Origin of the sequence: Bacteroides sp. HF-162, from assembly GCF_015679285.1 — a bacterium.
Classification (GTDB): Bacteria; Bacteroidota; Bacteroidia; order Bacteroidales; family Bacteroidaceae; genus Bacteroides; species Bacteroides uniformis.
Genome location: NZ_CP064937.1, coordinates 3,405,241 through 3,429,256, shown reverse-complemented (window position 1 = coordinate 3,429,256; position 24,016 = coordinate 3,405,241). Strand labels below are relative to the sequence as shown.

The 24,016-nt window shown below is 42.4% G+C and carries 14 protein-coding genes and 3 pseudogenes; 11 read left to right on the top strand and 6 right to left on the bottom strand.

Annotated features, from left to right (window positions below):
* The first annotated feature begins 9 nt into the window (after positions 1 to 9).
* From ITJ87_RS14345 to ITJ87_RS19015, 7 genes and pseudogenes are all read left to right on the top strand, one after another.
* A complete protein-coding gene (locus ITJ87_RS14345; protein WP_004291461.1) occupies positions 10 to 597 on the top strand; it encodes a DUF1896 domain-containing protein in 588 nt (195 codons plus the stop codon).
* Complete coding sequence (locus ITJ87_RS14340) at positions 587 to 5,275, top strand: N-6 DNA methylase (protein ID WP_004324010.1); 4,689 nt, start codon at positions 587 to 589, stop codon at positions 5,273 to 5,275. Before ITJ87_RS14345 ends, ITJ87_RS14340 begins: the two co-directional genes overlap by 11 nt.
* 657 nt (positions 5,276 to 5,932) lie before the next feature.
* Positions 5,933 to 7,606, top strand: a complete 1,674-nt coding sequence (gene ltrA, locus ITJ87_RS14335) for a group II intron reverse transcriptase/maturase (RefSeq protein WP_032559093.1) — start codon at positions 5,933 to 5,935, stop codon at positions 7,604 to 7,606.
* 98 nt (positions 7,607 to 7,704) lie between these two features.
* Positions 7,705 to 8,868, top strand: a pseudogene (locus ITJ87_RS14330) (DNA methylase); the annotation flags it as partial.
* Positions 8,869 to 9,525: 657 nt separating this feature from the next.
* The gene (tet(Q), locus tag ITJ87_RS14325; RefSeq protein WP_004291466.1) at positions 9,526 to 11,451 is read left to right on the top strand and encodes a tetracycline resistance ribosomal protection protein Tet(Q); all 1,926 of its coding nucleotides are present in this window, start codon (positions 9,526 to 9,528) and stop codon (positions 11,449 to 11,451) included.
* Positions 11,451 to 13,007: pseudogene (locus tag ITJ87_RS14320) on the top strand (sensor histidine kinase); the annotation flags it as partial. The gene tet(Q) and the pseudogene ITJ87_RS14320, both read left to right, overlap by 1 nt.
* Positions 13,008 to 13,041: 34 nt before the next feature.
* The gene (locus ITJ87_RS19015) at positions 13,042 to 13,254 is read left to right on the top strand and encodes a hypothetical protein (RefSeq protein WP_007567577.1); all 213 of its coding nucleotides are present in this window, start codon (positions 13,042 to 13,044) and stop codon (positions 13,252 to 13,254) included.
* Positions 13,255 to 13,586: 332 nt separating this feature from the next.
* On the opposite strand, the gene ITJ87_RS14315 is transcribed toward ITJ87_RS19015, so the two are convergent.
* A complete protein-coding gene (locus ITJ87_RS14315; RefSeq protein WP_117974624.1) occupies positions 13,587 to 13,829 on the bottom strand; it encodes a hypothetical protein in 243 nt (80 codons plus the stop codon).
* A gap of 259 nt (positions 13,830 to 14,088) precedes the next feature.
* Between ITJ87_RS14315 and ITJ87_RS18910 the strand changes: the two are divergent.
* Both ITJ87_RS18910 and ITJ87_RS14305 read left to right on the top strand, forming a co-directional pair.
* Positions 14,089 to 14,166 (top strand): annotated as a pseudogene (locus ITJ87_RS18910) (SH3 beta-barrel fold-containing protein); the annotation flags it as partial.
* 106 nt (positions 14,167 to 14,272) lie between these two features.
* Positions 14,273 to 14,860: a tyrosine-type recombinase/integrase gene (locus tag ITJ87_RS14305; RefSeq protein ID WP_181980938.1), complete on the top strand. Its 588-nt coding sequence runs from the start codon at positions 14,273 to 14,275 to the stop codon at positions 14,858 to 14,860.
* Positions 14,861 to 14,871: 11 nt separating this feature from the next.
* Here ITJ87_RS14305 and ITJ87_RS14300 read toward each other — a convergent pair whose 3' ends face one another.
* Both ITJ87_RS14300 and ITJ87_RS14295 read right to left on the bottom strand, forming a co-directional pair.
* Positions 14,872 to 16,830: a patatin-like phospholipase family protein gene (locus tag ITJ87_RS14300; protein WP_117974620.1), complete on the bottom strand. Its 1,959-nt coding sequence runs from the start codon at positions 16,828 to 16,830 to the stop codon at positions 14,872 to 14,874.
* A 73-nt stretch (positions 16,831 to 16,903) separates the two neighbouring features.
* Positions 16,904 to 17,377, bottom strand: a complete 474-nt coding sequence (locus ITJ87_RS14295) for a hypothetical protein (RefSeq protein ID WP_117974618.1) — start codon at positions 17,375 to 17,377, stop codon at positions 16,904 to 16,906.
* Positions 17,378 to 17,497: 120 nt separating this feature from the next.
* On the opposite strand from ITJ87_RS14295, the gene ITJ87_RS14290 reads away from it, so the two are divergent.
* Positions 17,498 to 17,734, top strand: a complete 237-nt coding sequence (locus ITJ87_RS14290; RefSeq protein WP_004312699.1) for a helix-turn-helix domain-containing protein — start codon at positions 17,498 to 17,500, stop codon at positions 17,732 to 17,734.
* A gap of 130 nt (positions 17,735 to 17,864) precedes the next feature.
* Here the strand turns inward: ITJ87_RS14290 and ITJ87_RS14285 are convergent, their stop codons facing one another.
* The 3 genes from ITJ87_RS14285 to ITJ87_RS14275 form a co-directional block, all read right to left on the bottom strand.
* Positions 17,865 to 18,884 carry a hypothetical protein gene (locus ITJ87_RS14285; RefSeq protein ID WP_004312700.1) on the bottom strand — a complete coding sequence of 340 codons (1,020 nt, stop codon included), beginning with the start codon at positions 18,882 to 18,884 and terminating at the stop codon, positions 17,865 to 17,867.
* 3 nt (positions 18,885 to 18,887) lie between these two features.
* Positions 18,888 to 20,135 (bottom strand): hypothetical protein, encoded by a 1,248-nt coding sequence (locus tag ITJ87_RS14280; protein ID WP_225449374.1) that lies wholly within the window; start codon positions 20,133 to 20,135, stop codon positions 18,888 to 18,890.
* A gap of 663 nt (positions 20,136 to 20,798) precedes the next feature.
* Positions 20,799 to 22,100 carry a GNAT family N-acetyltransferase gene (locus ITJ87_RS14275; protein ID WP_117964615.1) on the bottom strand — a complete coding sequence of 434 codons (1,302 nt, stop codon included), beginning with the start codon at positions 22,098 to 22,100 and terminating at the stop codon, positions 20,799 to 20,801.
* Between the two features lie 206 nt (positions 22,101 to 22,306).
* Here ITJ87_RS14275 and ITJ87_RS14270 point away from each other — a divergent pair, with 206 nt between their 5' ends.
* Positions 22,307 to 23,965: a DUF6377 domain-containing protein gene (locus tag ITJ87_RS14270; protein WP_117749592.1), complete on the top strand. Its 1,659-nt coding sequence runs from the start codon at positions 22,307 to 22,309 to the stop codon at positions 23,963 to 23,965.
* Positions 23,966 to 24,016 lie beyond the last annotated feature (51 nt).

Here is a 24,016-nt window from a genome sequence, read left to right as displayed (position 1 = left end):
TTCAGAGTAATGAATTGTTCTTCGATACCGGATTACACTCATACTTTGGATTTAGTGGTGGCACTCGGAGGGATACCGAGTGCCTTTTTCTTCCTTTTTCCAACCGATTATCCCGTTAATTATCAATCCGCTAAATCCAAAGTAATGAACAACAAGAAGAAAAACGAGGGTCAGACCGACTTTTCCTATTACGGTCTGTACCTGCTGGACTATCTCCGCACGAACAAGTTTGAACAGGCTGACGACACCGCTTTCATACGGGAACGGGCCGACCGTGCCGCCGAAACGTATGAGAGGGCACGGCTTGAAGGCTATCCCGCCGATGGTGCGCAGGAACTGGCGATGGACACGCTGCTGCGCGGGCTGCATTATTCCCGTTACGCCATCCTCCGCGAAGTCGTGGAAAACGAGTTTGCCGATGAAGTGCCGGAAGAGAAGCGTGAAGCCTTTGTCCTGAAACTGCTGCCGCTTGTCGGCAACGTGTTCTCCGTCTATGACCTCTCGGATGACAATTTCGCCCTGTCTTCCGATTACGACCTGCTCTACACGGAGCTGACGGGAGCAACCGTCCTTTACTTAGACGAATATGGCGTTTAACCGCAAACAGAAACTGCGGGACAACATCGAGGCGATACGGACGGCATTCATCCTTGACAGGGAAAATAGGACAGCGACAACCGAAGAGCGTGCCATACTTCAAAGGTACTGCGGTTTCGGCGGTCTGAAATGTATCCTCAACCCTGCAAAGGAACTGACGGATGCCGTCCGGTGGGCGAAATCCGACCTCGAACTGTTCGCCCCGACGGTGGAGCTGCACAGGCTTATCCGTGAGAACAGCAAGGACGAAACAGAGTACAAGCGGTTTGTGGATTCGCTGAAAGCGTCCGTGCTGACCGCTTTCTACACCCCCAAAGAGATAACCGACACCATCGCGGACGTGCTGGCAGATTACAGCGTCCGCCCCGCCCGTATGCTCGAACCGTCGGCAGGTGTCGGCGTGTTCGTGGATTCCATGCTGCGGCACAGCCCCAATGCGGATGTGATGGCTTTCGAGAAGGATCTGCTCACGGGTACAATCTTGAGGCATCTCTATCCCGACCAGAAAATGCGCACCTGCGGTTTTGAGAAAATCGAAAGACCGTTCAACAATTATTTCGACTTGGCGGTGTCCAACATTCCGTTCGGTGACATTGCCGTGTTCGACGCGGAGTTTCAGCGGAGCGACTCTTTCGGCAGACGCTCCGCCCAGAAAACCATCCACAACTATTTCTTTCTCAAAGGACTGGATGCCGTGCGTGACGGCGGTATCGTGGCGTTCATCACCTCGCAAGGGGTATTGAATAGCACCAAGACCTCCGTGCGTAACGAGCTGTTCAGTCAGGCCAATCTGGTATCCGCGATACGCCTGCCCAACAACCTGTTCACGGACAACGCGGGCACGGAGGTGGGCAGTGACCTGATTGTCCTGCAAAAGAACCTCAGCAAGAAGGAAATGTCGCAGGACGAGCGGCTGATGACCGTGATACAGACGGACACGAAAACCGCCCTGACCGACAACGCCTATTTCATCCACCACCCGGAACGCATCGTGCATACGATGGCGAAACTTGACACAGACCCCTACGGGAAGCCCGCTATGGTTTATCTGCACGAGGGCAAGGCAGCAGGCATCGCCGGGGATTTGCGCCGTATGCTCGACGAGGATTTCCATTACAGGCTTGCCATGCGCTTGTATTCGGGTTCAATCCGGCAGGCAGGAACGGAAGAAAAAGTTGCCGTTCAAAATAAAGTAGAGCGTCCTGCCATAAAATTGGAAACAGTATCCTCGGCGCAGACGGTGGAAACTCCGACAGAAAAGCCGCAACCCGCAGATGAAAAGCCGGAGATAGAACCGCGCCCGCAATATTCCGCAGGCGTGCAGCTCACCCTGCTTGACCTCTGGGGGATGACGGAAGAGGTCAGCCAACCGAAAACCTCCAAAAAGAAAAAGACGGTGAAAAAGGCAGTTACGGCAAAGTCCACTCCGCCCAAACCGAAAGTCACGGTTACACCGACAGCTCCAACTGCAAAACCCGCAATGGAGAATAAGGAGGTGAAAGCGGAGAACACCGCCAAGCCTGCCGACCCGGACGACATCTATGCCACACTGGACTGGGATACCAATCCTCCCATCAACGGTTTCTATGAAATGATGATGGGTTTGACGCCGGAGCGTAGGAAAGAACTTCGGGAACTGGCAAGGCAGCATAACGAGAAACAAGTGGCGGAAAAGACGGAAGTGAAAGCCGTGCCGGAAACTTCCCGTGAGCAGCCACGACAGGAGGAAACACAGCCGGAGGCAGTCGCCGCACCTGCCGTTACAGATACCCCATCGGAAGCGGTGGGGACTTTCCTTTTCCCCGACATCGAAGCGGAAAAGCCGAAGGAGGAAGTCGTGGACCTTTCTCCGCGTGCCTACCACCGCACGCCGGAGATGCACCTGCGCGAAGGGTCGCTGGTGGCTGACCGGGGGCGTCATAACATCGGCTACCTGAAAGACATCACGCCATACGGGGCGACATTCCAGCCGCTCGACCTGAAAGGATACCAGAAGGAAAAGGCGTTGTTGTATGTGTCGCTGCGTGACGCCTACGAGCGTCTGTACCGTTATGAATCGCTCCGGCGCGAGGCAAATGTTCCGTGGCGAGAGCATCTGAATACCTGTTACGATGAGTTTGTCATGCGCTACGGCAACCTCAACGCCAAGCAGAACGTGAAGTTAGTGATGATGGATGCGGGCGGGCGCGACATCCTTTCGCTGGAACGGATGGAAAACGGAAAGTTCGTCAAGGCGGACATCTTCGAGCATCCTGTTTCCTTCGCGGTGGAGAGCCATGCCAACGTAGGCTCTCCCGAAGAAGCCCTGTCTGCGTCGCTCAACAAATATGGTACGGTCAATCTCGACTATATGCGGGAGATAACCGACAGCACGGCGGAGGATTTGCTCACTGCCCTGCAAGGGCGCATCTACTACAATCCGCTCGTGACCGGTTACGAAATCAAAGACCGTTTCATCGCCGGAAATGTCATAGAGAAAGCGGAACGCATAGAGGCATGGATGGGTGACAATCCCGAAAATGAGCGTATGCCGGAGGTGAAGCAGGCGTTGGAGGCTCTGAAAGATGCCGAGCCGCAGCGCATCGCCTTCGAGGATCTGGACTTCAATTTCGGGGAACGCTGGATTCCGACGGGTGTCTATGCCGCCTACATGAGCCGGCTGTTCGACACGGAGGTGAAAATCGCCTATTCCGCAAGCATGGACGAGTTTTCGGTGGTGTGCGGCTACCGCACCATGAAAATCACGGACGAGTTTCTGGTGAAGGGGTATTACCGGAACTATGACGGTATGCACCTCCTAAAACACGCCCTGCACAACACCTGCCCTGACATGATGAAGTCCATCGGCAAGGACGAGCATGGCAACGACATCAAGATGCGCGACAGCGAGGGAATACAACTCGCCAACGCCAAGATTGACGAGATACGAAACGGCTTCTCCGAATGGCTCGAAGAGCAGTCGCCGCAGTTCAAGGAGCGGCTTGTGACGATGTATAACCGCAAGTTCAACTGTTTCGTGCGCCCGCGCTACGACGGCTCCCATCAGACCTTTCCCGACCTCAACCTGAAAGGGCTGGCAAGCCGGGGTATCAAGAGCGTCTATCCCTCACAGATGGATTGCGTCTGGATGTTGAAACAGAACGGCGGCGGAATTTGCGACCACGAGGTGGGAACCGGTAAGACGCTGATAATGTGCATCGCCGCGCATGAGATGAAGCGTCTGAATTTGGCACACAAGCCGATGATTATCGGGCTGAAAGCCAACGTTGCGGAGATTGCAGCCACCTATCAGGCGGCATATCCCAACGCACGTATTCTGTACGCTTCGGAGAAGGACTTTTCGACCGCCAACCGTGTGCGCTTCTTCAATAATATAAAGAACAACGACTACGATTGCGTCATCATGTCGCACGACCAGTTCGGCAAGATACCGCAGTCGCCGGAATTGCAGCAGCGCATCCTGCAAGCAGAGCTTGACACGGTGGAGGAAAACCTCGAAGTGCTACGGCAGCAGGGAAAGAACGTGTCGCGGGCGATGCTGAAAGGATTGGAGAAGCGCAAGCACAACCTTGAAGCGAAGCTGGAGAAGGTGGAACACGCCATAAAGTCACGCACGGACGACGTGGTGGATTTCAAGCAGATGGGCATCGACCACATCTTCATAGATGAGAGCCACCAGTTCAAGAATCTGACTTTCAACACGCGCCACGACCGTGTGGCGGGATTGGGAAACAGCGAGGGAAGCCAGAAGGCACTTAACATGCTCTTTGCCATACGCACCATACAGGAGCGCACAGGAAAAGACTTGGGTGCGACCTTCCTCTCCGGCACGACTATCAGCAACTCACTGACTGAATTGTACCTGCTGTTCAAGTACCTGCGCCCGAAGGAGCTGGAACGGCAGGACATAAGGTGTTTCGACGCTTGGGCGGCGATATTTGCCAAGAAGACGACGGATTTTGAATTTAACGTGACGAACAATGTGGTCCAGAAGGAGCGTTTCCGCTACTTCATCAAAGTGCCGGAGCTTGCCGCCTTCTATAATGAAATCACGGACTACCGCACGGCGGAGGATGTGGGCGTTGACCGTCCTGCCAAGAACGAGATACTGCACCATATACCGCCCACGCCGGAACAGGAGGACTTCATACAGAAACTGATGCAGTTCGCCAAGACGGGCGATGCCACCTTGTTGGGCAGGCTGCCGCTTTCGGAAACGGAAGAAAAGGCGAAGATGCTCATCGCCACGGACTATGCCCGGAAAATGGCACTCGACATGCGCATGATAGACCCGAATTACGAAGATCATCCCGACAACAAAGCGAGTCACTGTGCCAAGATGATCGCGGAGTATTATCAAAAATACGACGCCCAGAAAGGCACGCAGTTCGTTTTCTCTGATTTGGGGACATACCAGCCGGGCGACGGGTGGAACGTCTATTCGGAAATCAAGCGCAAACTGACGGAGGACTACGGTATACCGCCAAGCGAGGTGCGCTTCATTCAGGAGTGCAAGACCGACAAGGCGCGGAAGGCGGTGATAGACGCCATGAACGCCGGGACGGTGCGTGTGCTGTTCGGCTCTACCTCTATGCTCGGAACGGGTGTGAACGCCCAGAAACGGTGTGTGGCTATCCATCATCTCGATACGCCGTGGGTGCGACATGAAGTCGCATAGATAATTGTTGGAATGATACTTACGGGTATCAGCTTTAACCCGCTGTTCCGTCAGCGGTAGCCTACCGACCGATGCACCTTAATGTTGTATTAAGCGGTCGGGACGAAGTACACTTTCGCAAGACAAGACAGAACCGTGAGGGGAAGTCAAGTACGGTTAGTATCATACCGTAGAGTGGCGAGGCTGGATAGTATGGTTAGCGCAAGCGAACTGTTAGTAAACTTCGTAATGTCACGAAAGAGTGTAAGATACTGGCACACTCTACCCAAAAGGGAAGCGGTCGGTTAATCCTCTCCATGGTAGGATTACACGGATATAAGCACCGCCGGAGGATGAGACAGAACCTAACCTATCCGTTAGTTATCTATGTGGAACATGGTAAGCCTGTATTATCTCCTGTCATGTAAAAATGACAGGTAAGCTGACAGCAATGAAAGCCGAATGGTGTGCAGGTATAAGATAACAGAAAAAGCGAACGCCGTTCTGTAATGGAGCGGATACGGATTGAACCGACATCACGGGCTGATGTGGGCGACATCATCCGACACGAAAGTGGGCAGACTTCTGTGACGACATTAGGTAGGCAATCAAACCGAATGTTGTCAAATGGTGATTCTTTACAATTAACTTTTAGAACTTTCAAAAGGAGGAAAGCAAATGAACGAAAACAAGACATCGTGTGCGCCTGCTGACAATCAACAAACACTTTGGGACAGAATAGACTGGACTAAAGCGGAGTTGGCTGTCAGAAAGCTACAAGCACGAATTGTAAAGGCTCAGAAGGAAGGCAGATACAACAAGGTGAAAGCCTTGCAGTGGACGCTGACCCACTCTTTTTACGCAAAAGCCTTAGCCGTAAAGAGAGTTACTTCTAACGGAGGTGGCAACACCCCCGGAGTGGACATGGAAACATGGGAGAAACCCGAAGCAAAAACACAAGCGATAAGCGAACTCAAACGCAGAGGCTACCAGCCGAAGCCATTGAGAAGAGTCCACATCAAAAAGAGTAATGGCAAACTGCGACCGTTGGGAATACCGACAATGAAAGACAGAGCCATGCAAGCACTCTACCTTATGGCATTAGAACCAGTGTCGGAAACAACAGCCGACTCACGTTCATACGGTTTCCGCAAGGAACGCCGCTGTATGGACGCGGTAATGCAATGCCATAACATTCTCCGAAAAGGCTATTCTCCCGAATGGATTCTGGAGGGTGACATAAAGGGGTGCTTCGACCACATCAGCCATGAATGGCTGCTTGCCAACATCCCTATGGACAAGGCAATACTCCGAAAATGGTTGAAATGCGGCTATATCTTCAACAAACAGATGTTCCCGACAGAGGAGGGAACGCCACAAGGTGGCATTATCTCTCCCACGCTTGCCAATATGACATTGGACGGATTGCAGAAAGTCCTTGCAGAGAAATATAAACGAGTTAGAATCAAAGGTAAGTTATATTCGCCAATGGTGAATCTTGTCCGTTACGCTGATGACTTTATAATTACCTGCGAGAACCGTGAAACACTTGAAAAGGAAATCAAGCCATTGGTAGCCGACTTTATGTCTGAAAGAGGTCTGACCTTATCAGAAGAAAAGACGGTGATAACCAATATCCATGACGGCTTCGATTTTCTCGGTTTCAACATCCGCAAATTCGGCAATGAAATATTGACCAAGCCGACCAAGAAAGCCGAAAAACGTTTTATGGAGAATATCCGTAAGGTGACAAAAGGTCATAAGGGTTGCAAGCAGGAATCATTAATCAGGATGTTGAATGCTAAAATTCGAGGATGGGGAGCATATTATCAGCATGGGGCGACACGTGATTCTTTTCACAGAATCGACCATCAGATATTTCTCGCCTTGTGGCAATGGGCTAAACGCCGTCATTCCAAGAAAGGGAAACGGTGGATAAAAGACCGCTATTGGCACAATATCCGAGGGAACAGCTGGACTTTTGCGGCTAAGTTCAAGAAATCAAACGGCAAAGAAGACCAACTTACCTTGTTGAAACTGGCATCTTCGTTTCCTTTTCTGCAATATACGCAGATAAAGGGGGACATGAATCCGTTTGACGCAGACTGCCGCCTGTACTTCAATAAAAGAATGAAGTCAAAGATGCTTGTGACGCTGAAAGGACGTAAATCCCTGCTTTACCTATGGGAAAAGCAAGGTCGGAAATGTCCGATATGTGGTGAACCGATTGACACGCATAAGGCATGGAATGTAATGCCGACTGTACAAGACGGACGGAAATGCAATATGTTGGTTCATGATGAATGTTTCAAATTATCCCGTAAAAAACAATGGAAACAAGAAGTAGGATGAGCCGGTCTCTGCACACGAACAGAGACTTTGAAAAGCTTGAGCCGTATGAGGGGAAACCCTCACGTACGGTTCTGAGGGGGGAAGAGGGCAGTAATGCCCTTGACCTACCCGATCGACCGTCCGACTTGCAACAGCGTGACGGACGCGGAGTTAGGGCAGGTAATGAGATTGCCAAACATTTCGCCGGGAACAACGTGGATGTAATCATCTACGCGGTGGAGAAGTCACTGGACAGCTACAAGTTCAACCTCCTGCACTGCAAGCAGACTTTCATAAGCCAGCTCAAAAGCGGTGCGATGGGTGCGCGTACCATCGACGAGGGGGCAATGGACGAAAAATCGGGCATGAATTTCTCGGAATACATGGCGTTGCTCTCCGGCAATACCGACCTGTTGGACAAGGCGAAACTGGAAAAGCGGATCGCATCGCTCGAAGGGGAACGCAAGTCGTTCAACAAGGGCAAGCGTGATTCGGAGTTCAAGCTGGAGTCAAAGACCGGCGAGTTGCGCAACAACACGGCTTTCATAGATGCCATGACGGAGGACTGGAACCGCTTCCTGTCGGTGGTGCAGACCGACAAGGAGGGCAACCGCCTTAATATAATAAAGGTGGACGGAGTGGATTCCGCCGATGAGAAGGTCATCGGAAAGCGTTTGCAGGAGATAGCCAAGAATGCCACGACCGGAGGGTTGTACACGCAGGTCGGTGAACTTTACGGTTTTCCGATAAAGGTGGTGAGCGAAAGGATACTCAAAGAGGGATTGGAGTTCACCGACAACCGCTTCGTGGTCGAGGGGAACTACAAGTACACCTACAACAACGGGCATCTGGCGATGGCTGACCCGTTGGCCGCCGCCCGCAACTTCCTCAACGCGATGGAGAGGATACCCTCCATCATCGACCAGTACAAGGCGAAGAACGAGGTGCTGGAGATGGAGATACCGCAGTTACAGGAGATAGCGGGTAAGGTGTGGAAGAAGGAGGACGAGCTGAAGCAGTTGAAGTCCGAACTTGCCGCCCTTGACCGAAAAATTCAGCTGGAGCTTGCGCCACCCACGCCCGAAGTCGCAGAAAAGGAGAATGAAGGGCAACAGCTCAAGCCGGAAGCGGAAGATGTGAGGAACAGGCAGGCGCAATATCCCGAAAATGCACCGCCGCAGATACGCAGTCCGGCGGATAGTATCGTTGCCAACCATGTCATAATCGGGCGTCCGGGACTGTATGCCAAGGAGGAAACCCGGTCCAAAGGATTGAAAATATAACCTAAGGAATTTTATCTGAAGTATTAATAAGGGCTATCCCAAAAGGTCTAAAAGTAAATTTTATCCTTTCTGCAAGTATCTATAGGATGGCAACTGCATTTTTTTCTTTTTGGGCAGCCCTTATTAAAATTTATTCTTATTTTAGGTTATATACATTCATGTCCATTTATGTAAAAAATTCCTGCTGACCTTGTTTATGTCTTGTCAGTCACCATTTGCAAAACCATATTTGACCCTCAAAGAGGCTGAATTTGATAAGTAACTTGCTACATACTCATAATAAGGAGCTAAATAGAACACGAATGGGAAATACACAAATGCTAAACTAAAGAAGATATTGGCCAAAATAAACGCTATACCGAGAGAGAAACTTGATTTTTCAACTTCCTAAAACGGTGTTGTTCAAACATTTCTACTTATTTGTACTTGCCAGTTGAACCTACGCTTCCCTAATAAAATGTCTATGGTAAAAAGTTAAAAAATCCTCCCACTTTTGTTAGATATATTTTTTTGTGTAATTTTGTAATCGTTATGCGGCAGTAATAATATACATATTAATACGAGTTAGTAATCCTGTAGTTCTCATATGCTACGAGGAGGTATTAAAAGGTGCGTTTCGACAATGCATCTACTGTAGTATATTATTGCTTAATCCAAATGAATATTATAAATTTAGGAATTCTTGCTCACATTGATGCAGGAAAAACTTCCGTAACCGAGAATCTGCTGTTTGCCAGTGGAGCAACGGAAAAGTGCGGCCGTGTGGATAATGGTGACACCATAACGGACTCTATGGATATAGAGAAACGTAGAGGAATTACTGTCCGGGCTTCTACGACATCTATTATCTGGAATGGAGTGAAATGCAATATCATTGACACTCCGGGACACATGGATTTTATTGCGGAAGTGGAGCGGACATTCAAAATGCTTGATGGAGCAGTCCTCATCTTATCCGCAAAGGAAGGCATACAAGCGCAGACAAAGTTGCTGTTCAGTACTTTACAAAAGCTGCAAATCCCGACAATTATATTTATCAATAAGATTGACCGTGCCGGTGTGAATTTGGAGCGTTTGTATATGGATATAAAAACAAATCTGTCGCAAGATGTCCTGTTTATGCAAACTGTTGTCGATGGATCGGTTTATCCGGTTTGCTCCCAAACATATATAAAGGAAGAATACAAAGAATTTGTATGCAACCATGACGACGATATATTAGAACGATATTTGGCGGATAGCGAAATTTCACCGGCTGATTATTGGAATACGATAATCGCTCTTGTGGCAAAAGCCAAAGTCTATCCGGTGCTACATGGATCAGCAATGTTCAATATCGGTATCAATGAGTTGTTGGACGCCATTTCTTCTTTTATACTTCCTCCGGCATCAGTCTCAAACAGACTTTCAGCTTATCTCTATAAGATAGAGCATGACCCCAAAGGGCATAAAAGAAGTTTTCTTAAAATAATTGACGGAAGTCTGAGACTTCGAGACGTTGTAAGAATCAACGATTCGGAAAAATTCATCAAGATTAAAAATCTAAAGACTATTTATCAGGGCAGAGAGATAAATGTTGATGAAGTGGGTGCCAATGATATCGCGATTGTAGAAGATATAGAAGATTTTCGAATCGGAGATTATTTAGGTGCTAAACCTTGTTTGATTCAAGGATTATCTCATCAGCATCCCGCTCTCAAATCCTCCGTCCGGCCAAATAAGCCCGAAGAGAGAAGCAAGGTGATATCCGCTCTGAATACATTGTGGATTGAAGACCCGTCTTTGTCCTTTTCCATAAACTCATATAGTGATGAATTGGAAATCTCGTTATATGGTTTGACCCAAAAGGAAATCATACAGACATTGCTGGAAGAACGATTTTCCGTAAAGGTCCATTTTGATGAGATCAAGACTATCTACAAAGAACGACCTATAAAAAAGGTCAATAAGATTATTCAGATCGAAGTACCACCCAACCCTTACTGGGCCACAATAGGGCTGACTCTTGAACCCTTACCGTTAGGGGCAGGGTTGCAAATCGAAAGTGACATCTCCTATGGTTATCTGAACCATTCTTTTCAAAATGCCGTTTTTGAAGGGATTCGTATGTCTTGCCAATCTGGTTTACATGGATGGGAAGTGACAGATCTGAAAGTAACTTTTACTCAAGCCGAGTATTATAGCCCGGTAAGTACACCTGCTGATTTCAGACAGCTGACCCCTTATGTCTTCAGGCTGGCTTTGCAACAGTCAGGTGTGGACATTCTCGAACCGATGCTCTGTTTTGAGTTGCAGATACCCCAAGTAGCGAGTTCCAAAGCTATTACAGATTTGCAAAAACTGATGTCTGAGATTGAAGACATCAGTTGTAATAATGAGTGGTGTCATATTAAAGGGAAAGTTCCATTAAATACAAGTAAAGACTATGCCTCAGAAGTAAGTTCGTACACTAAGGGCTTAGGCATTTTTATGGTTAAGCCATGTGGGTATCAAATAACAAAAGACGGTTATTCTGATAATATCCGCATGAACGAAAAAGATAAACTTTTATTCATGTTCCAAAAATCAATGTCATTAAAATAATGGAGCGGTCAGGAAATTTCTATAAGGCAATACGGTTGGGATATATACTTATCTCCATTCTTATCGGATGTATGGCATATAATAGCCTCTATGAATGGCAGGAGATAGAAGCATTAGAACTTGGCAATAAAAAAATAGACGAGCTCCGAAAAGAAATAAACAATATCAATATTCAAATGATAAAATTTTCTCTATTGGGTGAAACAATACTGGAATGGAACGATAAAGATATCGAGCATTACCATGCACGGCGTATGGCAATGGACAGTATGCTCTGCCGTTTCAAGGCCACCTATCCAGCAGAGCGCATCGATAGTGTGCGCAGTCTTTTAGAGGATAAGGAACGACAGATGTTCCAGATAGTCCGGTTAATGGATGAACAACAATCTATTAACAAGAAGATAGCCAATCAAATTCCGGTTATTGTACAGAAAAGTGTGCAGGAACAGTCCAAAAAGCCAAAACGAAAAGGTTTCTTAGGCATATTCGGCAAAAAAAAGGAAGTAACTCCAGCAGTATCAACCACTATCCTTCATTCGGTCAATAGAAACGTAATCAGCGAACAGAAAGTGCAGGATCGCCAATTGTCGGAACAAGCCGACAGCCTTGCAGCTCGTAATGCAGAACTTAACAGACAACTGCAAGAATTGATTTGCCAAATAGAAGAAAAGGTACAAACCGAACTGCAAAGCCGGGAAAACGAAATAGTTGCCATGCGTGAAAAGTCATTTATGCAAGTAGGCGGTTTAATGGGATTCGTTCTTCTATTGTTGTTAATTTCCTACATCATCATACATCGTGATGCAAAAAGCATTAAACAATACAAGCACAAGACAACTGATTTGATAAGGCAACTGGAACAATCCGTACAACGGAACGAGGCACTGATAACGTCAAGGAAGAAGGCGGTACATACTATCACCCATGAACTGCGCACACCGCTGACAGCAATAACAGGCTATGCCGGACTGATACGGAAAGAACAGTGTGAGGATAAGTCCGGGCAGTATATCCAAAACATACTGCAATCCTCCGACCGTATGCGGGATATGCTTAACACTTTGCTTGACTTCTTCCGCCTGGACAACGGCAAGGAACAGCCCCGTCTGTCACCCTGCCGGATTTCAGCAATCACGCACACACTTGAAACGGAGTTCATGCCTGTTGCCGTGAACAAAGGGCTGTCCTTGTCCGTGAAGACTGGACACGATGCCATTGTATTGACCGACAAAGAGCGAATAATACAAATCGGGAATAACCTGCTGTCAAACGCTGTCAAGTTCACAGAAGAAGGCGGTGTTTCTTTGATTACTGAATATGATAATGGAGTTCTGACACTGGTCGTTGAAGATACAGGTACAGGCATGACAGAAGAGGAACAGAAACAAGCGTTCGGTGCGTTTGAACGTCTATCAAATGCCGCCGCAAAGGAGGGTTTCGGGCTTGGGCTTGCCATAATGCGTAATATTGTGTCGATGCTTGGCGGAACAATCCGTTTAGACAGCAAGAAAGGGAAAGGCAGTCGTTTCACAGTTGAAATTTCTATGCAGGAAGCTGGCATAGGCGCAAAAGAAAGGGGCATTGCTTCATCTGTCTAAACATCGTTTAGGCGTGAGGCAATGCCCTTTTCTCCAGCTATGCGGTAGTCGGCACACGTTTGTTCCAAACTCGTTTTGGGCAATGGTGTGCCGACGGACAATACCGCTTTTACGGAAAATTCTTATGAATGAGGGGATAAAAAACGGGAGTTTATATCAAAATCTCGAATTAAATAGCTACTTTTGCATACGAAGAGTTCTTTGAAGGTTACGCAACGCGCAGAAGGATAATGCAGTAGATAACTAACTAAATCGTAACCTATTACTATCAAGAGCAATTAACCTACGCTCATTTCCAATAAATTACACTCTTTTCGTAACTTCTTTATGCAAATATACGACTTTCTAATGTATATTACTAACTTTTAATAAGAAATTTAGTCTGAAAAGTCCTCAAAAAGTACAAGTATGGTATAAAGTGTCTTATTATCATCTGATTTTTGTGATATGGTATCAATTTGTTGTAATACAATGTTTTATATGAAATATAAGTGACTGGATATATATCCGAATGTTAGGTGGCACACTGTTTGCTATCTATTTTTTACCACGATTTCCTGATTTTGATAAAAGTATTCCTTTCCTGATTATAGATTTTGCATTTTGATATGAATTTTCATTGGAAAGTCCATAATTTCTTAGCGAACCGTAGGTTATTCCAATTTCCTCAGCAGAAAAGTATTCAAATACGTTAGCGATACTGCCAAAATAGTGGTGAGTATCATTCTCTCTTATATAGAGATGTATTACTGTTCGTTCTTTTTTCTCTTTTTCAGTCATAATTACAATATTTTTATTGCAAAAATAAGAATTACATGGCATAAAATGAATAAATGTCATGTATTTAACTATTTCTAGCGTAAATAAATTGCAGATATTAAGTATATGTCATATATTTGTACTGTAATTAAAACGTAGCACAATCGTCAAATTTGCTTATTTGAAAAGTGATGGTGGAGTTCGTGTTGCATTTGGTATTAGCAATCCCGATTTTATAAAAGATAAGGTTTGTGGGTAGGGACAGAGCAGAGAAGATTTTGCAACAACGGCTTATTTTGATTTGGAAAAATGTGTTTGGCGTTCCTTCAGATGGGAAAACTTGATAGCCATTTTTTGATATTCACTTCTATAACTTTTGAATATAGATTGATTATCAGTGTTTTAATAATGAGTCGGTTTGCAGTATATTCAAAAACTATAAATTTCAATTAAAAGAGAATATTATGAGCTTAAAAAACAGTTATGTAACAAGTGATTATATTGAATGGGACACAATGCTTTCATTAGTTAGAAAATTGTATCGTGACAAAGAATACCGTCTGTCTTTACTTATTGGTTGTGGCAGTTTCTTTGGGCTACGCATATCGGATATTCTTACTCTTACATGGTCTATGTTGCTGGATGATGAAAGGTTCGTTATTATAGAAAAGAAAACGGGTAAAAGACGGGAAATAAAAATCAATTCAAATTTTCAAAAGCATATTGCAGACTGTTATATGGCTTTGAATATAACAGATAAAAATGAAAAATGTTTTATCAGTCGCAAAAAAATGGTGTATAGTACACAAAGAATAAACGTGTTATTCAAGTCAATAAAATCAAAATATAATTTGAAAATTGAACATTTTAGTACCCATAGTATGCGAAAAACATTTGGCAGGAAAGTCGTTGAGGCTGCTGGGGAAAACTCGGAATTTGCTCTTATCAAACTGTCGGAATTGTTTAATCACGCTGATGTAATGACTACACGTAAGTATTTGGGGTTACGCTCAAAAGAATTGTTAGAAACGTATGATATGCTCAGTTTTTAAATCTGTATTTTTTAAAATCCAAATCCGATATTAAGATAAAATCCCAGTTTGTTAGTCCTATTGGAGTAGCATATAAATCCCTCTATAGGTCCCAATGGACTATCGTAACCATATCCAATACTTGTTCCATATATTTTTTTGCCTTGAAGGAAGTTGGAAAACTGATTTTGATGGATGGCATAATTTCCTGATAAGGTAAGGTATTGCTTTTCATGAAATTTATGTCTTACTTGGATTTGTGCATTTCCCAATAATTTCAGGGTGGATTCTGTATGAGTTAGCCCTGAAAAAGGTATTTGTTGCTCGTAATGTGGATTATATCCTTCTCCACCGATAACATTGCTGTACATAAACGGAATGCCATCATTAAAAATAAATCTTCCGTATATTGTCGGTATAATAAATGTATTTAGTGTGATTGGAAATATCTTGGTGATTTGGGTAGCAAGTGATGAGTATGCAGTGTTAGTATGCAAATTGGTATATATTGTATAAAAAATATTAGTTTTCAAACCTTTAGTAGGAAAATATCTTTTGTCTAAAGTTTCATATTTCAATTTTGTATGATAATTAAGAAATAAATTCTTTCGTTTCATTAGTGTTGCATCTTCACTTACCAATGTCCTATAATACCGATGATAATCTAATGAAGCTCCAACTTCCATTTGAAGATTTATAGAAGGTATAATAGAGTAAATTAGACTGCTAGTATTCCGTATAAAGGTTGGGTTAGATATTTTGTGTCCATGACTGTATAAAAATATATCATTGTAACCAATTTGATTTGAAAGTGTTATCCATTGTGGTTTTGATATAGGAAGATGATATTGGGTTCTGAGGAAAGATTGCTTTCCTCCTCTCGCCACTATTTCGGCTTTCCCGAATTTTTGTTTATTCAAATTGATATTAAGAATCACTGCTGCAATATCCTCGCTATCAAATCTTAGTCCAATTCTTAGTTGATTATCATTGCTTGGAGCATATTGCGGATAAAACAAGGGTAATTTGGCTTTATTGTTTTTTTCATTATTTACTATGCCTACCCTATTCTTGATTGATAATAATGTGTTGTAATTGGCTTTTGCGGCATTTTCTCCTCTTATAATGAGAGTGTCTATTGCGGCTTTTGTAAAACTTGCAGCATTATAGTTTTCTACATCAACTTTTATATAAGCATCTATATCCTTAGTACTTTCATCAAGCGATGATTGACAAATCATTAACATAAGCTGATTGGCTATCCCTGCAATAGAATGTAAGTTGTCCGAATCTGATAATTCAGATTGTACATCAATGCCAATAATAATATCTGCTCCCATAGCTTTGACAACATCAATTGGTAGATTGTCTTTAAATCCTCCGTCAATTAAAACTTTTTGTCCTGAATATATCGGTGAAAAAACAATGGGAACAGCCATACTTGCACGCATTGCCTCTGAAAGTTTGCCAAAGCGAATGACCTCTTTTTGATTTCTTACCATATCTGTGGCAATACATGCAAAAGGAATTGGAAGGCTATCGAAATTAGTTACATTTTGATAGCCTTCTGTAAGTTGATGTAATAACTGTGATATGTTCTTCCCTTTTATTATACCTCCATTCTTTCCACTATTGTTGATAGGAAATGACATAAAGTATTTACTGTCATCAGATTTAAACGGAAAAGGAATTTCTTTGCGTGAAACTTTATCGGTAAGTAAGTCTATCCAGTTTGTTTGTTTCACTATTATTTCTAATTGTTCGGATGTATAACCTATAGAATATAATCCGCCAATAATAGCTCCGATGCTTGTTCCTGCAATATAATCAATAGGTATATTTAATTCTTCAAGAGCCTTTATTACTCCAATATGCGCAACCCCTTTAGCTCCACCACCACTTAAAACGATACCTACCTTTTTTCGTGGTGATGTGTAGACTAAAGAGAATGGTAATATTAATGAAATAAGTGCAAGTGCAATTTTATTCATAGGAATAATGAAGCCGTATTTAACAGTTATACTTGTATGTAACTACTCAATTTAAAGTTGTTTATTCTATTGATTAAATATTTATGGATGTTGGAAAGGTAACACTACCGTTTAAAACAATACTCTTTGAACCCGATTTGCATTTATAATCCTTAAATACAAGTGTAACTCTGAAATTTTCCAAATCCCATTTTTCAATTGTAACAGTACCAGAAATATACTCTTTTTCAGAGGAATACCATTCTTCAAGTTTTACTAAAGCAATTGACATTTTGCAACCCTTGGTTACATCTTTCCCCGTTGTTAGCTCTTCACGATAGTCAATGTTACCTTGAATATAAAAATCGGATATTGCATCATTTACCCAAAATTCAAACATACTATTCGCTATTGCTTTACCTTCGAGATTTGTAATCTTGACAGCACTTCCATTTACTGTTAGTGTTGATGTGAATTCTGTTTTTTCATTATCATCATCGCTTGAACAGCTTGTTACGAAAATTGCCATTAATAAAATGGTCAATAAAAAAATGGTTTTCTTTTTCATTTTTCTTTTTTTTAGTTAAACACTTCTTGTATAATTGAGACTGCAAAGATAATACACGTACATGTACGCTCAAAATATTTCTGCAATAATCTTTCCTTTACCAATTTAAATAATTGGTATATGACTAAAATAGAAGAATTTGTAATACAGAAAGTGAAGGCTATGCGAATGGAAAGAAAATGGTCGCAGATGGAATTGGCAGATTACATGAATATGTCTGCAAGTTTTATTGCTGATATTGAGAATCCTAAACGGAGGGCAAAATATAATCTAAACCATTTGAATATACTTGCTAAAGTCTTTGGTTGTTCTCCTCGGGACTTTTTACCTGATACTCCAGTGGAAGAGGAAATTTAAACCCTAGCTTATATAGATGTTTATATGCTAGGGTTGTCGTTGTTTCTGTATTCGATATTTTGGAACATAATTTTTTTAATGTTCCTTTCTATGTAAAATGGAGGAAATAGTAGATTGTTTTTTATAAAATTTATTTAGTTTCGAAAAAAGTCTTTCTGTCAATGGATAGAAAATCTAAAATGACAGATAATACGCCTTTTAAGGAAGACTCGATTTCATTTGGATATATTAATGTGGAAGAGAATGCTAATATGCTGAGTTCTTTAGCCCAACCAAATGCTTTTTTTGCATTCTCATTTTTTGAAAAAAAGTCTTTAAGAATATCTACAGGGATACTATCTAATGACTTCATGATAGTATTAGCTGAAGTCACTCCCGAGATATGCATTGCCATAGATATTATTTTATCAATTCCTTCTTTTCCTAAATTTCCATACTTTAATCCAATAGAAAGTTTTGATTCTCTATCTTTTTGTTCTAAAAAGGCGATGTCTTTTAAAATAAAATCCATTATAATAAGAGTATGTGCTAGTATTACATAGACCATTCTTAATGAAATTGCTCTTTTTTGTTCGTCAGCAATATATTTAGTAATAAAGTAATTTAAGTCCATTATAGAGGAGTTAAACCCTGAGTAGTCTAATTCTGTAAGAAGTCTTGATTTTGAAAATTCATAGATATATTTCCAACTCTTATTATTGTAGGTTTTGTAACTTTTATATTTTGAAAGTTCATTTAATAAATCTTCTTCAGAGATACGCTCATTTTCATTGGTGATAGATTTAATTTTGTTCAAAAACTTACCATCCAAAACCATAGTGTGCATTGATTGAGCAAAAGAAGTAATTATCGGCTTTGAATCTGTTGTAGCAACTATACAAGAATCAAGATTTAGAATTCGCATTAGACCATTAGCCCATACAATTCGTTCAAACGCTTGTGGCGTTTTTTTATTTTTAATATCAACATTGATTCTTTCTCGTGTTAAACTTGATGGTCTTCCATATAAAAATAAGTCGATATCAGTTACATCCATATTTTGGTATTGAAATTTCACTCCTCTAGCCACAAAATAGCCCATTTCTAGAAAATAATATCTCAATAACTCTTCCATTAATTCACCTTTAAAAAGCGTCTGCTGAGTTTCCATAGTCTAATTTCTAAAAGTTCGTAATAATTCTGCTACTGATTTTTTGGATTGGCTTGTTTGCCTTTTCCTACTAATGAATCGCTTTTGCTCTGGACCTTTATAATTAGTGACACTACCAGTATAAACTATTGAATTTTGGATTGACTGTTCCGTTGCATCACCAAATTCTAAGACTTGTAGAGCCAATTGGCCTACATCTTTTTTCAGTAATTTCATGAAATAGCGATTATTTCCAGCATCACGAAGCTGAATGACCCTTTTCAGTTCTAGCAATCTATAATCTTCCCCAATGGCTGTAGCTGGACCAACTTCAAAACCATTCACTAATTTTCTCATTAAAGCATTAAGCATGGTAATTCTGCCTCTTCCTGAAGAACTAAAGTTCATTCCATAGTATAATGATGAAACGAACGCTTTAGCTAAATCTAATGCATCCTCTTCAAAAGGATTGCCGTATTTAGAAAATGCGGATGGTTTCGTTACAAAAGTTTTGGTTTCATGTGAATTACTCACTTCATTGAAATCGTACATACCTATTGATTGAAGTTTAGTTAGTAGTACTTCTCCTAAAATAGCTTTAGCTTTTTCGAATGTGATACAACCTTTTTTTGACAAAAGTTCATTCATCTCAAGAATTTTCCTACTGTCATCAGAGTTTAACGAATTCAATATAGCATTTGTTTTTTGAATATTTTCTTTTCTAAATAGGTTACCATTGAAATAAAATTTAGAGTCATTATCTAGATTCTCGTAATCAATAAAACCTATTTCTTCACATTGAGAAAATAAATCAACTGTATCTCTAGAAGTCAGTTTATATTCATCTGATATGTATTCTTTTAATTCTTTCTCAGGTTTGGGCAAATCTGATATCCTTTCAGATAACTCTAAAGCAGCCTTTTGATAATTATTTGAATTTGAAGAATCAAATATATTAGCTGTATGTGATAAAACCGTAGAAGTTGTTATGCCTAATACTGAAATACCTCCATTTTTTACAACATCAATTAAATGTGCCTCTACAAGTTTGTTTTTAATCGTTTCTATCTCTGTTTTTTTTATACTTGAAGCTTTTGCTATGGCATCGACCTTATCTTTATTTAAATCGGTATTTTCGTCTGCAGCTAAGTTAGATAGAAAAATTCCACATTTACCAGCTAGTTCAATATCTTCAAAGTCTTGAGTATCCCTTACATCAAATAGTTTTTTGGTGTGGTGTATCAGCCATGCTCCTTCTGTTCGTTTTTCCATTTTGTTTAATGTTAGAGTTATATTATACAAAGGAACTAAAACTAATTGGAATTTGCAAAAGAATATTTATTTTTTGAGTACAATGTTTTAAAGCCCCATTTTATTTAAATATGCTTGGGCTGTTTTGTGTTAAATTGGATAAGTATTGATAGTTGAAATAAATGTACTAATACAGTATAAGTTCATTTCTATTGTATGATAAACTATGTACCAAAAATGAGATTTATATAGGCTTCCAAAATGAAATTTGATTGTTTCAATCCAATATTCATTAAGAGTATAAATGAATATTAAGAATGTATGCAGATTTTTGATTATTAGTTGTTTATAGAAGCTATGTGTGAAATCGTAATTTGCAGGCATTCACTTTTATAGTATATTGTATATTTGTGAATATTAACTTCCTAATAGGTGTTGGTAATACTGACCTTATTTCCTTTATTGGCTTATATTTTCTAAGCGAGTTGCGTAAAACAAGTGCGTAAGATAAATGCGTAATTATGATTTTTTAGTATATGATTTAACGCTCTGTATTATAGTTGATTAATTAAGGGTGTGTTCATTTCGACTGTATGCATAGGAGGGTACTCCTGCTTGTTGTGGTCATTGAGATGAGGTTGTTGTTCCATGTATAATTTCAATAGTTGATATATATTTGATATTTTATTGTTTGAGGTTGGCTAGCACTTCTTCTTTCAAGATGCTGTATATATGTATATCTGTATATTCTCCAGAAGCCAGCAGTTCTCCGCAACGTTCTGTTCCCTCATGGATGAAACCGAGGCGAACCGGTATCGCGTTACTGGCTGCATTACCCACGGCACAGCGAATTTGTATCCGCTTTATCTTTTTTTCTTGTACGGCCCACAGACACAGCTTGCGGACACTTTCAGTAATGATGCCCCGGTGCTGGTATTCCGGCAGTAGCCAATAGCCGAGTTCTGTACGGTGGTTGTCGAAATCGGAGAAATGGAAACCTATCAGTCCGCAGATTTCATGCTGCTGGTTCCAAATACCGAATATAGGTTCATTTCGTTCGGCAGGAGCAGATAGTACCTGACGTAAAAAAGCTTCTTCATCAGCTGTTGTGCGCATATTATCCACAAATGGCAGCCATGTTCTTAAGTAATCTCGGTGTGTGTCGATGGCATAGTAGATGGCTGCGGCATCTTCCATTCTGATTTCCTGCAGATAAATGTCCGGAAGGATGGGGAAGGAGATGGGAGAGGGGAGGATATGTACGTCTCTTGATTGGGAAAGCTGTATCCTTTCCTTGATTTTTCCCCAGGCATGTGTATCGAACAGACAGCTTTCACGCATGGTGTGATACATCTCCTTGAACCGGGACATGGGGATAGTGAAGCTCAATAAGTCCGCTTCGAAGTATGGGCGGACGGAGGGGTCGAAGAATCCCAGGAAAGTGCGTTTCCCTTGTTTCCGGTTTTCAATGATGGTTTGAGTAATGACGGAGCAACAGCCGGAGCCGAATGGGGCTGCCACGGCATCCAATGCATTGTTGTCAAAAGAAGCCCATGTTGCCAGTCCGGATAGAATATCGGGTGTGGGCAGGAACAGCACGCCTTCCACCTCGTCAAAGGAAGGTATCTTGTCTATGCGGGCAAAATGCAGATAGGCTTTGTCAGTTCTGGGAATCTGTAGCTCATTGACAAAATCTACCACCATTTCGGGAGTCTTCTTGTATTTCTCTTTCAAGGAGACAAAACCCGGGACGCGCTCGGGCATTTCTGTAAATCCGGTATAGAACTTGCCTCCTCCGCAGGTGATTGTTTCGTTGCTGAGACTGACGGTTTTGCCGTCTCTGACTTGTTTCATGCATTTGAAGAGACAACCGGTTACTTTCTCTGTAGATGCCTCCATTCGGTCTGAATACCAAAAGGCGATGGGGAGTTCGGCATGTTGGCCGAAAGCTTCTTGATAATTGGCAATAAATGTGTGTATATCCATGATGCTCGGATGATATTTATGATATGGTCTTTCTTTGGATTTTCCGTAAAGGTAATTCAATATTTTGATTCTTTTGCTTGCAGTATGCCTTTTTATCACTCTGCTTTCGAGCTTTTAATGATAGTAGAATAGGTTTTTATGGTATTTTAATTACTTTTGCATGAGGATTCTCAAAAAGTATTGCCTTTAACTAATCGGAAAGCCGGATGAAAAATATAATCATATTCTTGTGTCTTTGCACCATCTGTATGTGCCGCCTTCATGCTGCAGACAGCAGCCGGGCGGATTCTTTGCTGCTGAAACTGGACCAGGCGATAAAGGAGCGTCCCATATATATGGAGCAGAAGGAGCTGAAACTGGCGGAATTGAAAAGACAGTTGCATCGGCAGATACCGGATGAAGAACGTTTTGCCATTCTTGGCACATTGCTGGATGAGTACCGTTCGTTCAATACGGATTCTGCATTGCACATGGCCGAGGAAAGGGAACAGATAGCCATACGTCTTGGAAACCGGGAATACATAGACAATGCCCGCATGAATAAAGCAGATGTTTTGGGAATGACCGGTATGTATAAGGAAGTTATGGATTTGATGCGGAATATCCATATAGACCGATTGTCGGTGGATATCCATCCATATTATTACCATATCTACCGTACGGTCTATGGCCTTATGGCCGATTATGCCGTGACGGCATATGAAAAGAAGCTTTATACGGAGCTTACGGACAAATATCGTGATTCGTTGCTGTTGGTCAATAAAGATAATCTTCTGATACATACCTTGATTCAGTCCGACCAGTATAATGTACGCAATGAATATGACAAGGCCATCCGTTTGCTGACGGATTATCTGGCGCTGCAGAAGGACTATGAACACGACGTTGCGATTTGTGCCTATACTTTATCAGAGTCTTACCGGCTGAAAGGGGACAAAGAGAAGGAAAAGGAATACCTGATTGTTTCTGCTATGGCGGATATGAAAACCGCTGTCCGTGAATATATCTCTTTACGCAAGCTCGCCGTACTGCTTTACCAGGAAGGAGACATCGAGCGTGCCTATTCTTATGTAAAGATATGTATGGAAGATGCAGCCGCCTGCAATGCCCGGTTGCGCAAGCTGGAGATTCTGGAAATCTTTCCCATCATTAATGATGCTTACCAGCAAAAGACGGAGAAGCAGCAGGAGCAGATGAAATGGGCACTGGTATCTATCAGCCTGCTTTCACTTTTTCTGTTACTTGCCATATTTTATGTATACAAGCAGATGAAGAAAGTGGCTGCCGCCCGTAGGGAAGTGATTGACACCAACAAACGGTTGAAGGAGCTGAATGATGAGCTTCACCTTTCCAATGCACAACTCAAGGAGGCCAACCACAGCATTGCCGAAAATTCCTATCTGAAGGAGGAGTATATCGGCCGTTATATGGACCAGTGCTCGGTCTATTTGGAAAAGATGGACAATTACCGCCGGTCGCTGGGAAAGATTGCCGCTACCGGAAATGTGGAGGAACTCTACAAGAACATCAAGTCTTCTAAATTCATAGAGGGGGAATTAAAGGAATTCTATACCAACTTTGATAATACCTTCCTGCAGCTGTTTCCTACTTTTGTAGAAGACTTCAATGCCCTGCTTGCCGATGATGAGCAAATATCCTTGAAAGCCGGCGAACGGATGAATACAGAGTTGCGCATCTTTGCATTGATACGTTTGGGCATTACTGACAGCGTGAAGATAGCCCAGTTCCTTCGGTATTCTGTTACCACCATTTATAACTATCGTACGAAGGTTCGCAACAAGGCTGCCGGTGACCGCGACTTGTTGGAACAGGAAGTGATGACAATTGGCAAGTCGAAGAACTGAGAATAGGGGTTTTGAAGCTTGGAAGTGTCTCTTTTACGCTTATATTTTCAC

Coding starts and splice junctions, on each gene's coding strand:
- ITJ87_RS14345 (WP_004291461.1), top strand. CDS start 10: ATGAATTGTTCTTCGATACCGGATTACACTCATACTTTGGATTTAGTG.
- ITJ87_RS14340 (WP_004324010.1), top strand. CDS start 587: ATGGCGTTTAACCGCAAACAGAAACTGCGGGACAACATCGAGGCGATA.
- ltrA (WP_032559093.1), top strand. CDS start 5,933: ATGAACGAAAACAAGACATCGTGTGCGCCTGCTGACAATCAACAAACA.
- ITJ87_RS14315 (WP_117974624.1), bottom strand. CDS start 13,829: ATGACTGAAAAAGAGAAAAAAGAACGAACAGTAATACATCTCTATATA.
- ITJ87_RS14305 (WP_181980938.1), top strand. CDS start 14,273: ATGAGCTTAAAAAACAGTTATGTAACAAGTGATTATATTGAATGGGAC.
- ITJ87_RS14300 (WP_117974620.1), bottom strand. CDS start 16,830: ATGAATAAAATTGCACTTGCACTTATTTCATTAATATTACCATTCTCT.
- ITJ87_RS14295 (WP_117974618.1), bottom strand. CDS start 17,377: ATGAAAAAGAAAACCATTTTTTTATTGACCATTTTATTAATGGCAATT.
- ITJ87_RS14290 (WP_004312699.1), top strand. CDS start 17,498: ATGACTAAAATAGAAGAATTTGTAATACAGAAAGTGAAGGCTATGCGA.
- ITJ87_RS14285 (WP_004312700.1), bottom strand. CDS start 18,884: ATGGAAACTCAGCAGACGCTTTTTAAAGGTGAATTAATGGAAGAGTTA.
- ITJ87_RS14280 (WP_225449374.1), bottom strand. CDS start 20,135: ATGGAAAAACGAACAGAAGGAGCATGGCTGATACACCACACCAAAAAA.
- ITJ87_RS14275 (WP_117964615.1), bottom strand. CDS start 22,100: ATGGATATACACACATTTATTGCCAATTATCAAGAAGCTTTCGGCCAA.
- ITJ87_RS14270 (WP_117749592.1), top strand. CDS start 22,307: ATGAAAAATATAATCATATTCTTGTGTCTTTGCACCATCTGTATGTGC.